Origin of the sequence: uncultured Candidatus Kuenenia sp. (assembly GCF_900696675.1) — a bacterium.
In the GTDB taxonomy this organism is placed as follows: Bacteria; Planctomycetota; Brocadiia; order Brocadiales; family Brocadiaceae; genus Kuenenia; species Kuenenia stuttgartiensis_A.
In genome coordinates, this window is sequence record NZ_CAADGZ010000100.1 from 1 (window position 1) to 12837 (window position 12837).

General features: G+C 41.7%; 7 protein-coding genes. 2 read left to right on the forward strand and 5 right to left on the reverse strand.

From position 1 onward, the window contains the following. The coding region (locus tag QZT26_RS13055) for an IS1380 family transposase (protein WP_295102689.1) at positions 1-1308 on the forward strand (1308 nt) is incomplete at its 5' end. 227 nt (positions 1309-1535) lie between these two features. Here QZT26_RS13055 and QZT26_RS13060 read toward each other — a convergent pair. The 4 genes from QZT26_RS13060 to QZT26_RS13075 all read right to left on the reverse strand — a co-directional run bounded on the left by QZT26_RS13060 (position 1536) and on the right by QZT26_RS13075 (position 9698). Continuing rightward, the gene (locus QZT26_RS13060) at positions 1536-2975 is read right to left on the reverse strand and encodes a TolC family protein (RefSeq protein WP_099325849.1); all 1440 of its coding nucleotides are present in this window, start codon (positions 2973-2975) and stop codon (positions 1536-1538) included. A gap of 94 nt (positions 2976-3069) precedes the next feature. Then, on the reverse strand, positions 3070-6306 hold the full coding sequence (locus QZT26_RS13065) for an efflux RND transporter permease subunit (protein ID WP_099325848.1): 3237 nt from the start codon (positions 6304-6306) through the stop codon (positions 3070-3072). A gap of 35 nt (positions 6307-6341) precedes the next feature. Further along, on the reverse strand, positions 6342-7427 hold the full coding sequence (locus tag QZT26_RS13070; RefSeq protein WP_099325847.1) for an efflux RND transporter periplasmic adaptor subunit: 1086 nt from the start codon (positions 7425-7427) through the stop codon (positions 6342-6344). Between the two features lie 1194 nt (positions 7428-8621). Continuing rightward, positions 8622-9698, reverse strand: coding sequence for a cytochrome-c peroxidase (locus tag QZT26_RS13075; RefSeq protein ID WP_295102693.1), 1077 nt, complete (start codon positions 9696-9698; stop codon positions 8622-8624). Between the two features lie 854 nt (positions 9699-10552). On the opposite strand from QZT26_RS13075, the gene pgi reads away from it, so the two are divergent. Further along, on the forward strand, positions 10553-12202 hold the full coding sequence (pgi, locus tag QZT26_RS13080) for a glucose-6-phosphate isomerase (protein WP_295102695.1): 1650 nt from the start codon (positions 10553-10555) through the stop codon (positions 12200-12202). A gap of 260 nt (positions 12203-12462) precedes the next feature. Here the strand turns inward: pgi and QZT26_RS13085 are convergent. After that, a partial coding sequence (locus QZT26_RS13085) for a hypothetical protein (protein ID WP_295102698.1) occupies positions 12463-12837 on the reverse strand: 375 nt, incomplete at its 5' end.

Here is a 12837-nt window from a genome sequence, read left to right on the forward strand (position 1 = left end):
GAGATAGACGAGAATCTTGAGTTACTCAAAAGGCATATACCGTATCATGAATCGGATCATATATTGAATATAGCGTACAATGTGCTTTCAGGGAATGTGAGGTTAGAAGACATAGAGTTGCATCGGCAAGACAGCGGCTATTTGGATGCATTGGGTGCGGAGCGGATACCTGATCCTACAACGGCAGGAGATTTTACAAGGCGGTTTGACCGTAATGATATTGAGAAGCTGATGGAGATTATCAACAGGGTACGAGAGCGTGTGTGGGAGGAAGGGCGGAAAGAGGCGCTGGAAGAAGCGTTGATAGACGTTGATGGAACGATAGCGGGGACATACGGAGAATGTAAAGAGGGGATGGATATATCTTACAAGGGGATATGGGGATATACGCCACTTATTGTGTCATTGGCAAACACGAAGGAAGTGTTGTATATTGAGAATCGGCCAGGAAACGTACCGAGTCATAGCGGAGCAGTGGAGTGGATAGACAGGGCAATAAAGTTGGTGAAGCCGCATGCGGAGAGGGTTTGTTTGAGGGGAGACACAGACTTTTCATTGACAGGGAATTTTGATCGCTGGTCAGAGCAAGTGGACTTTGTGTTTGGGATGGATGCACGAGGAGGGCTAATAAAACTAGCCGAGGAGTTGCCGGAAGATGCATGGAAAGAACTAAAGCGTAAACCGAAATACAATGTAAAAACAGAGGAAAGGCAGAAACCTGAAAACATAAAAGAACGGATAGTTAAAGAACGTGAATACAAGAATATTCGGTTGGAGAGTGAGCAAGTGACTGAGTTTGAATATCGGCCTGAGAAATGCAAGAAGAGTTATAGGATGATAGTGTTGAGAAAAAATCTGAGTGTGGAAAAAGGCCAGAAACGATTATTTGACGATATTCGTTATTTTTTCTACATAACGACACTGAGGGATAGAACGGCAGAGAAGGTAGTAGAGTTGGCAAACGGGAGGTGTGATCAGGAGAATGTAATAGAGCAGTTGAAGAACGGGGTAAATGCGATGAAGTTGCCTGTAAGGGATTTGGAAAGCAACTGGGCGTACATGGTAATAGCGTCATTGGCATGGAATTTCAAGGCATGGTTTGGGTTGTTGATGCCAAATGTAGGAAGGGGAGAGCAGGTGTTAAAGATGGAATTTCGGCGGTTTCTCAATACCCTCATAATACTTCCCTGTCAAATAGTGAGGACGGGACGTAAGATTGTATATCGAATACTCGGATATAATGACTGGTTAAAGGATTTCTTTGCAACGTGGGAACGAATCCGAAGATTAAAACTGTGCATGGAATAGTAGTTTAACAGTAAAAAAGAAATAGAAAACAGAAGAAGAGCGGGAGCGGTACGTAATCACCTTGCAAAAGTATGGTAGTTTTCTCTATCAATAGTAATATTTTTCTTTTTAGTAAGATTTTTTCGCGACGAAACAAACAAAAAATACATTTAGAGACGCATAATAGTCCAAAATATTATCCCATTGTGTGTAGATTGTTAAATCGCGCTTGTTTTAGGACTAGTATATCACATAATCGACTTCCATCCCCCACCCAATGCCTGGTAAATATTAACCATTGCGTTCATTTGCTGTACTTTCGTTTCAATCAGTTCCATTTTCGCTTCCAACGCATCACGTTGGGTCATTAACACTTCCAGATAATCGGCCCTGGCTGATTTGAACAGGTTATCTGCAATAGTAATCGACTGGGTAAGCGCCTGCACCTGCTTTGCCTTCAGGTCATAATTTTTTCCCAGGTTACTGATCTTTGACAGTTTATTGACAACCTCAATGTAAGCGTTCAGAACGGTACGTTCGTAATTGTAAACAGCCTGTATTTGCTTTGCGTTTGCATTGTTGTAAGTCGCCTTTATTGCGTTTCTGTTGATCAGGGGTACCGCCAACTCTCCGGCCAGGTTATACAGTATGGATTCTGGCGTTCTTATTAAATACTTCAGATCAAATGCCTGGTAACCTACACCTGCAACAATGTCTAAAGAAGGGTAAAACCGTGCTCTCGCCACTTTCACATCCAGCTTTGCTGCTGCCAGCTCCAGTTCTGCTTGTTTAATGTCAGGACGGTTGGTCAATAATTGTGATGGGAGACCGGCATGGATCGTGTCTGGCACCAAATCATTATATCCCTGAGAATTTCGCTGAACAGGCTGTGGGAATCTACCCACCAGGAAATTGATCCTGTTCTCCGTTTCCGTGATCTTTTGTTCAATATTGTACTGATAACTTTGGTTTTTGAGCACCTCTGCTTCAAACTTACGCACTGCCAGTTCGGTGGCTTTAGCTGCTTCTTTCTGTAGCTTTACGGTTTTCAGGGCATTTTTTTGGATTTCAATGTACTTTTTTACTACTTCAAGCATGTTATCGAGCGCCATCAGTTCGTAATAAGAACTGGATATTTCGGCAATCAGCTTAGTTACTATGAAATTTTTCCCTTCAATTGTGGACAGATACCTCAATGCTGCTGCTTTTTTGGCATTCCGCAACTTTTTCCATATATCCACTTCCCATGAAACATTGGCAGATATCAAATAATCCGGCAGTGGTTCAGGGAACTCCTTACCGGATTTAATATCAAGGTTTTCTTCAACAGCCCCATTTCTGGTAAACTCGCCCACCTTTTCAGCCCCGGCTCCCATCTTAAGATTTACAAAAGGCAGATATTCCCCTTTTCTGGCTTGTACTTCATTTTCGGCAATGATAATTTCCTGCAAAGTGATATTCAGTTCCTGGTTGTTTTGCAGTGCGGTATCAATCAGGGCTATAAGACTGGTATCGGTGAAAAATTTCATCCAACTAACCTCTGCCGTATTGACTGTATCCTGTACATTATTATAACTTTCAGGAACGCTGCTATTTTCTGTTTTTTGTGACAACATAGGCGCACAGCCTTTGAATACCAGCGAAATACAGATTATCCCTATATAGCTCAATATGCTGTTTCTTTTCATTGTCTTTAATTTCTTTGATTACTCTTTATTTCGACCTTAACAATTTTTTAATTGGCTTGTTAGTAGCCTTCCGCAGGTTTTTTGAGATCATGTTCTAACTTTCTTTTGTATGTTCATTTTCTTCTTCGTTCAGGCCTGTGGGAAAACCAGTACAAACGCTGAGATATTTGTCTCTTGAATGCACATATTCTTCGCTCAGGGGTTCTAAATATTCATCTTTTATGAGTTGACGGCCTTCTATGAGTTTACCGAATATGTAATACAATCCGGGAATAACGATTACCCCGAAAACGGTTCCAATAAGCATACCCCCAAGAGAAGATGAGCCTATGGTACGATTACCAATGGCGCCAGGACCGGTGGCAGTAACCAGGGGTATCAATCCCGCACAAAAGGCAAAGGAAGTCATCAGGATCGGTCGAAAACGCATCCTGGCACCTTCTATAGCCGCATCGATTATGGTCGCTCCCTGATGATGGTTCTGAACGGCAAATTCCACGATCAGCACAGCATTCTTTGTCAGCAAGCCGATCAACATGATCATCCCTACCTGGGCATAAACGTCGTTGGCCAATCCCGTGAGTTTGAGCAGTAAAAACGAACCAAATATTCCGATCGGCAGGGAAAAGATTACCGCTAAAGGCAAGACGAAGCTCTCGTACTGTGCGGCAAGCACCAAATAGACAAAAATGAGCACGATAGCAAAGATATAAATCGCTTCATTTCCCCGTGCGGCTTCATCAAACGAAAGGCCTTCCCAGGCGATGTCATACCCTATGGGCAAAACTTCCTCAGCTACCTCCCGTATCGCTTGTATGGCCTCGCCAGTAGTGTGCCCCCGTGCGGGAAACCCCCTGATGGCAGCCGAATTGTATAAGTTGTAACGGGTAATTTCATTGGGGCCCTGTGTTTTTTTCATCTTCATAAATGATGAATAAGGCACCATCTCATCATATTTATTTTTTACATACAGTTTCTCAATATCCGATGGGAACCTTCGGCTTTCCGGAACCGACTGTGTGTAAACTTTGAAAAAACGGCCAAATCGAATAAACCCTTGCTCATAAGTACTCCCTATCAGAATGTTGAGGTTTTCTATTGCTCTTTCGATAGACACCCCTTTCTGCATAGCAGCTTTGTTGTCTATCTCCAACTCATATTGAGGATAATTGGCCGCATAAAAAGTAAATAAGCCGGACAGCTCTTTTCGCTCGCGCATGGCGTCCATAAATTCACTATTTATTTTTTCAAATTCATGGTAATCTGTAGAATTGGTTTTATCGAGCAGGCGCAGAGAAAAACCGCCGGAAGAACCAAATCCCGGCACAGGAGGTGGTTCAAAAAACTCTATGATGGCTCCAAGATCCTTCGTTTTTTCTTCCATTTCCTCTATGGTCTCACGAACCGATTGTTTACGCTCCGACCAGTCTTTCAGGCTGATCAGGCATGTCCCCGCATTAGAGCCTCGTCCTTCTGTCATGATCTCATAACCGGCCAATGAAACAACCGATTCAACTGCATCAATTTCTTTGCAAACTTTTTGCAGTTCTTGGGCTACCTGATAGGTTAATTCCAGAGTGGAGCCTGGAGGGGTTTGTATAATGGCATAGATTGTACCCTGGTCTTCACCGGGAACAAATCCTGTTGGAACAACTGTGCTTTCCAAGAATATCCCGACACCAAATACCAGCAATATCCCGAAAGTGACCAATCTTCTGTTTGCTATTAATTTCAGCAATCCTACATATCTTCCTGTCAGCTTTCCGAACCCCTTGTTAAAATAGCCTAGCAACCACTTAATCGGTGATCTTTTTCTCGGTTTACCGTGCGTATTCTTCAATATAATGGCACACAGCACCGGTGTAAGCGTAAGTGCAACAATACCCGAAATAACAATGGAAGCGGCCATCGTAATGGAAAACTGCCGGTAGAATACACCTACCGGGCCCGACAAGAATGAGACAGGGATAAATACTGCTGTCATTACCAGCGTAATTGCAATAATGGCGCCACTGATCTCACGCATCACTTGTTGGGTGGCATTGTATGGCGACAGGTTTTCCTTTTCCATTTTGGCATGTACGGCTTCTACCACCACAATGGCATCGTCAACGACAATACCAATGGCCAGCACAAGGGCAAATAAGGTGACCAGGTTGATGGAAAGTCCGATAAACTGCATAAAAAAGAAGGCGCCGATCAGGGATACAGGAACGGCCAGTGTTGGAATTAACGTGGAGCGCCAATCGCCAAGAAAGATAAATACGACTAAAGCTACCAATATAAATGCGTCTCGTAACGTATGCATCACTTGTTCAATAGAGGCACTCAAAAATTGCGATACATCATAACTGATCTTATAATCCATTTTAGGTGGGAATTCCGCTTTTAATTCTTTCAGTTTGGCCTTTACCTGCTTAATGACCTCTTTGGCATTACTGCCGACTGTTTGTTTTAAAACAATGGATGCCGCCGGATGACCGTCAATGTTGGAATAGATGTCAAAAAATTCGCTTCCGAGCTCTACATTGGCTATATCTTTAAGGTAGAGTATTTCGCCTTTTTCATTGGCCCGAATGATGATATTCCCATATTGTTCCGGCTTGTTATACCTTCCCTGATATGTCAGCACATATTCCATCGATTGTGCATGTATTCCTGAACTTTGCCCTAATCTTCCCGGCCTGGCTATGATGCTTTGCTCCGACATTGACTTCATCACTTCTTCTGCCGAGATGTTATATGCACGCATCCGATCAGGTTTCAACCAGATGCGCATGGCGTATTTCCGGCTCCCCAGTATTTGCGCCATCGCTATACCGTTAATTCGTTGTATTTCCGGTATCATTTTGGTATAGGCGTAATTGTAAAGGAGCTTTTCATCGGTATTTTCATCTTCACTGTATAAGTTCACATACATCAACATACTGGGTTGTATAGGTGTGATGATAACTCCTTCCCGCTGAACCAGCGGAGGAAGAAGGGGCATCACCTGATCCACCCTTGTTTTCACCCTTATAACCGCTTGATTAGGATCAGTACCGGGTTCAAATATTATCCGGATGGTAGCTTCTCCTGCACTGGTAGCGTCAGATGCTATGTACCTCATTCCCTGAACACCATTGATAGCCGTTTCCAATGGAATAAGGGTGGATTTAACCAACACATCGGCATTGGAGCCAGGATAGGCAATAAAAATATTTACCGTTGTGGGAGCAATTTCAGGAAACTGTGATATAGGTAGCTGTGTTATGGACAATCCACCCATGAAAACAATGACGAGCGATATGACAATTGCAAATATGGGCCTGTGAAGAATGTTACTGAACATGTTTTTTTTCTTTCTTCTCTTTTCTAATACTTACATTATTCTGCATATAAATCCAGATGTGCCATTACCGAATCTGGATCCATAAATTCATAAGTTATTTCTTCCTTATCTCTTACTTTACGCAAGCCTTCTAAAAGTATCTTATCGTTTTCAGTTAAACCTTCTTTTACCACAAATAGGTGTGGCATTTCCGCTCCTATGGTAATGTGCCTTGTTCTTACTACATTGTTTTCATCTATCACAAAAACATATTTCTTATCCATGATCTCAAAAGTGGCTTTCTGCGGAATCAGCAGTGCGTTTTCGAGCGGTTTGGTCATTAGGATATTACCTGTTTCTCCATGCCTTAACAGCCCTTCCGGGTTGGGGAATGTTGCCCTGAAAGCAATATTACCTGTTTCGTTGTTAAAATCGGCTTCAATGGTGGTAACCACTCCGGGGTATTCAAAAAGCTGATTATTTGCCATTAGTAACTTTACTTGTACCTGGTTGTCTTTATTTATCTTTGTTTTGTAATCCAAATATTCCGCTTCCGGCACATTGAAATACACCCACATTTCACTGTTATCCGATAAAGTGGTAAGCAGTTCGCCTTCATCCAAAAGGCTTCCAAGCCTTACATGGAAGTGATCCATCAAACCATTAAAGGGAGCTCTGATATCCGTAAACCCTAAGCGTGCCTTAGCCAATGCCTGTTCAGCCTTTGCTTTATCAAATCTGGCCTTAGCCAGTGCCAATTCATTAGGAGATACTATATTGTTGTCTGCAAGCGATTTTGTATTTAAGTATTCAATTTCTGCCCCCTTTGCTTCGGCCTGTGCTTTGTGAAATTCGGCACGGTATATGACGGGCAGGACCTGGAACATAAGCTGCCCTTTCCTGACCAACTGCCCTTCATCCACAAAAATCTTATTTAAGTAGCCTCTTTCGAACGTTCTTATTTCAATATGTTGTATGGCATGGATTTGGCATACGTACTCCGTGGTGAGGGAAGTGTCTTTTCTCAACGGGCTGGTAACCAGAAATTTGACTTCCTCTTTTTTATGTTCTTCGTGTTCTGTTCCACAGCCTGCATGGCATAACAAAGCAATCAGGCTTACGAGTATGAGCATTCTTTTCATCAATACTCCAGACATTGAAAATCTTTATTATTAAACAATTAGAAAATTAAAACGGGTATATTTTGTGCTGAGTTTGTAAGCAAAAAGGGTAGATAGAGCCTCAACTTGAAAACCAGCTTAACCTGTTTACATCACCGATGCGTCCACATACTAAATGTAGCGCTTTAAGCAGTAAGTAAATTAATTAAACGCCAAGTAGCAAAGGCTCCTTGATTCAGAAAGAATCAAAGTAGGAATACTTCAAAAAGAAGGTAAAGGGGGGAATGGTAAAGGTAGCACGTTGATAAGGGGACAGACCGGAACGATGGTGCATTTACATTATGTGTTAATTGCTCCTCGTTGGAATAATATCCTCGAAGATTCTCTCGTTTCTTTTTCGCTTTTTTTTCTTCCAGTCCACATTCGTCTCCCGGAAAAGATGTGAAATAGATGTTCAGAGGATCACTGTGGTCACTAACAATAAAACCGGAAAAGCTATCCAGATGTGAATCAAGCGAAGTCTCAACTTGATGATGATTTGACTGAGTATTAAAGGTAAAAGACTCTCCAAATCCAAAAAAGCAGAGAGTGCTACTAATAAAAATTAACGAAAGAATTATTTTTGAGAATTGTTTATCCATAAATATGCAACAGTGGCTTTTACTAAAAGTGTAAATAAAATTATTTTCATGAGTGTAGTAAAATATTCTCACAATTCAACTATTTTTTAAAATTATGCACGGTAATGAAACGACGGTAATGAAACGGATGACTTTCATCTCACAGCTACATTTTGGACAACATAATGGATCGATTTCACATATCTTTCCCCGCTGAAATACTGCGAGGACAAGCTTGATACAATCTCCCTGTTAACCCGACTTTCGCAATTCGCACCGAAAAACGATGATTTTTAGACATATATCGCCTTGAAACCCTTGATTTTGCTAAAGTAGGTTTTCAAAATGCGCTGCAGTGCCTACCGACCCTCTTGACGAGTCCAATAAAAACGGAGAAAATGCTTTCATGCTTTTACGAGCGAAATCAAGGATAAAGGATGGCAAAATGTACCGTTATTGGAGCGTAGTGGAGACCCGTCGAGTGCCTGGCATTGTTTCCGGATGACCCTAAAGAATTGCTCATAATGACCTGTGAGACCATCCATATACAACTGGACAAAAATGGAGGATATTCTTGTTTCTTCCGCCAATGCCCTCAATTCCGGTTTGGTTGCGGTGTATTTGCGCTTGAAGGTGGCAGAATGGGATAAATAAGTTCGGGTTGATCACCGGTCAGTGTTTTGAGAAACGCAACAATCCTGCTTGTTTCATTTTCAGTAAGTTTTATGCCTAACTGATATTCCGCCATCACATTCACCGCCTCACTCAAACTCCACGTGCTTGCATCATGAAAATAGGGCGCTGTAAGCTCAATATTTCTGAGCAGCGGCACCTTGAAAACGTATTTATCATTCTCATCCTTTGTCACGTTATAGCGTCCGAGCGTCTGGGTGTCTTTGTCATAGGGTTTTGCAATGCCAAATTTTTCAAAAGAGTTTCCTCCCACCCCGAATCCGTTATGGCAGCCTATGCATCCTTTTTCCTTAAAAAGGTAGTACCCCGCCTTTTCCTCAGCGGTGATTTTTTCGTCATAACCGTTTAGCCATGAATCGAACCGTGAGTTTGGAGTAGTCAGCGTTTCTTCAAATGCTGCGATGGCATCCGCAACGTTATCTATAGTAATCTTTCCCTCTCCATAGACATCCTTAAACCACCCCACATATTCCGGGATCGATTGCAATACATCTACCGCAAGTTGATAGTTCGAAGCCATTTCCATAGGATTGGCGATAGGGCCTTTTGCCTGCTCCTTCAAATCCCTGGCGCGTCCATCCCAGAATTGCGCCAGATTAAATTTTGAGTTCAGGACGGTTGGTGAATTTATAGGACCAAGCGTCCATTTATGTCCGATAGAAGTCGGCAGATTATCCGCACCGCCCGTAGAAAGATTGTGGCAGGAATTGCACGTAATCCATTCGGATTTAGACAACCTTGGTTCAAAGAATAACTTTTTCCCTAAATCCGTCTTTGCCCTGTTATCGTCAAAATTAATCGGGATCGGCTTGATGGGTTCTTTTGACCGTGAAGATACAGCGCCTCCCTGCATTCTTCCGCCTCTGCCATAGCCGATATTCCGGGGCGGTTCCTCCGCAGAAACCAGTACAGGTAATACAAAGGTAATAGCAGCAAATGCCAACAAACAACACATTGTAGCAAATCTAGTAATCTTCATATATCCTCCTTTTTCGTGTGTAATGAAAACGTAGCCATTAAGTGATCCATAACAACATAATCCCATGTTACCTACAACGATTTTTGTTTAATAATATTTATCAAATGCAAAATTGTCAACAGCATTTATTTGTGTTCATGATTAGTCACGTCACTATTTAAATAAACAAACAAGAGGAACTAAAATACAGAATAAAGAGACAAGGGAAGAATCATTTGTGCGTATATTATAGTGTTTGGTGAAGCCGTAAGAATTAAAAACTTGCTATCTTTAACCTTTCTGATTTAATATCACCCACACAAAAATATTCATATTGGTATTACCAGCGGTAAATGTCCCGCTTAAAAAGGGGAGGAAGGGGGTTGTTTTACGTATAACGAACCGGATATTTATAGTCAAAGAAATCAGATTTTGGAAATTCATGGTAACCCGGAGTTTAATAAACATCTCGTCAGCTCCGCGGCCACCCTCTTTTTAGAGAGAAAAACGGGAAGTCCCCCCTATCAATACGCTTTTGACTATCGTTAAAGAAGATGCGACAGATTTAGAGCATCTGAGTCCGGAACGGTTTGCCCTACATAAACTATATTTTTATTGTGGTAAACAACACACCGGAGGCATACCTTTCGGCGCATGAACTCGCTACAAGATTAGACTTCAAGGAATCAGGAGATATAGAATACCGCGCAGACAATGCCATGTTCTTAACTCACGAGTGGGACACTGTGGTCTCCAGCATCTTCACTGGATAAAAAGAGCTTTTTATGGCTGGTTGCCAGCCGCGAAAACAATCCGGACAAAATTGCCACTTATCAATCAGAATACCCATATTGGAGCTTTAAGGAGATATAATTATGTTAAACAAAATCAACCCGATAAAGACAAAAAGCTGGAACAGCCTCGCTGAACATTTCAATGATATTCAGCATATTCACATGAAAACGCTTTTTGCTGAAGACCCTGACAGATTTAAAAAATTTTCCATTAGATTTAACGACATACTTGTTGACTATTCCAAAAATATCATAACGAACGAAACCTTAAGACACCTTATCGCTCTTGCAAGAGAAACCGGACTCGAAGACGCTATTGGAAAAATGTTTTCCGGCGATGCAATAAATGAAACGGAGAATCGCGCCGTTTTGCATACCGCCTTACGAAACAGAGAAAATACGCCCATCTATGCTGACGGTAAAAATGTAATACCACAGGTAAATGCGGTGCTAAAGAAGATGGAAGCATTTTCGCACAAAATCATTTCCGGGGAATGGAAGGGATTTACCGGCAGGAAGATTACTGACATTGTAAATATTGGCATTGGCGGTTCTGATTTAGGGCCGGTAATGGTCACAGAATGTTTGCGTCCCTATGCCAAAAAAGGCCTATCGGTTCATTTCGTTTCAAATATCGACGGCACGCATATTGTGGAAACACTAAAAACACTGAATCCTGAAACTACCCTGTTCATGATAGCCTCAAAAACGTTTACAACGCAGGAGACAATGACCAATGCGTTCTCCGCAAGGGATTGGTTTTTACAATGCGCAAAAGATCACGCACATGTTGCAAGGCATTTTGTCGCTATCTCAACAAATACGGAAAAAGTGGAAGCGTTTGGTATTCACAGGGACAACATGTTTGTATTCTGGGACTGGGTTGGGGGCCGTTATTCGCTCTGGTCGGCAATCGGCTTGTCTATAGCCTGTTTTATCGGTTATGAAAATTTTAGTGAATTGCTGCAAGGCGCCTTTGAAATGGACAACCATTTCAAAACCGCTCCGTTTGAAAAAAATATTCCGGTAATACTTGCGCTTATTGGAATATGGTACAACAATTTCTTTGGCGCACAAACAGAGGCTATTCTGCCCTATGACCAATACATGCGCCGGTTCCCCGCATACTTCCAGCAGGGTAATATGGAAAGTAACGGGAAATCTGCAGACCGGAGCGGTGATAAGGTAAATTACCAGACAGGACCCGTTATTTGGGGCGAGCCGGGGACAAACGGACAACACGCCTTTTATCAGTTAATCCATCAGGGTACAAAATTAATCCCTGCTGATTTTCTAGCACCTGCAATCAGCCATAACCCCATTGGAGAACACCATAACATTCTTTTATCAAACTTTTTCGCACAGACGGAGGCGCTTTTAAAAGGGAAAACAAAAGATGAAGTCATCGAAGAATTGAAGAAAGAAGGCAAAGGTGATAATGAAATACAAAGGTTAGCCCCGCATAAGGTATTTGAAGGAAACAGACCCACCAATTCCATTCTATTCAAAAAATTAACCCCAGGGACGCTAGGCAGTTTAATTGCCCTGTATGAACACAAAATATTTGTACAGGGTGTTATCTGGAACATCTTCAGTTTTGATCAATGGGGGGTTGAGTTAGGAAAACAACTCGCAAAAAAAATATTACCGGAATTAACGGATAACAAACCGGTAGCCACCCACGATTCATCAACAAACGGTTTGATTAATGCCTATAAGGAAATGCGGTAATAGGTCATGTATAGTACCTTAAAAGGTATTTCTTTGCACTTTTTGTCATTAGAATTTGTTTCGTATTTCGTACTTAGAATTTCGTATTTTTTATTTCTTGCTTGCTTGTTTGGTTCTGAACTATGCCAGGTAGGGGGCGAAACATTTGCCATAAATTTGCATAACGTTTATAACCAAACTGGCAAATGCTTCGCCCCTACACTTGCGGCAAACATCGCTATTATTGGAATTTTTCAAAAAACTAAAGTGTTACCATTTTTTTACTTTAGTTGTCCTTTGCGCTTCCAGTTTTCGTCGTAAATAGTAATGTTACCGCCACTCTCTTTCAAATATCCCTTACGTTTTCCCTGCTCGTCATAAATGTTATAATAGTGTACCGATTCTTGCTGTACTGCAGTAGCGCACCCGGCAAATGCCAACAGAAATAGCAAAGAGATTGATATATACTTAAACATGTGCCGCATCTTTATCCCCCCCCTTTCTTCTATCAAAATTTTGGGTTCACTCCCATTTCCCATAGTAAAATCCCCGACCTTTGGGAGTATCGCACCAGATCGAAATATTGAGTGGCTTATGTGTAAAAGGATTAAATTTACTACCATCAGATTTTGTAAATTGCATAGCACCGACATGAT

Bases quoted from the DNA above. Each gene is read 5' to 3' on its own strand.
- QZT26_RS13075 (WP_295102693.1), bottom strand. From the start codon at position 9,698: ATGAAGATTACTAGATTTGCTACAATGTGTTGTTTGTTGGCATTTGCT.
- QZT26_RS13070 (WP_099325847.1), bottom strand. From the start codon at position 7,427: ATGAAAAGAATGCTCATACTCGTAAGCCTGATTGCTTTGTTATGCCAT.
- QZT26_RS13065 (WP_099325848.1), bottom strand. From the start codon at position 6,306: ATGTTCAGTAACATTCTTCACAGGCCCATATTTGCAATTGTCATATCG.
- QZT26_RS13060 (WP_099325849.1), bottom strand. From the start codon at position 2,975: ATGAAAAGAAACAGCATATTGAGCTATATAGGGATAATCTGTATTTCG.
- pgi (WP_295102695.1), top strand. From the start codon at position 10,553: ATGTTAAACAAAATCAACCCGATAAAGACAAAAAGCTGGAACAGCCTC.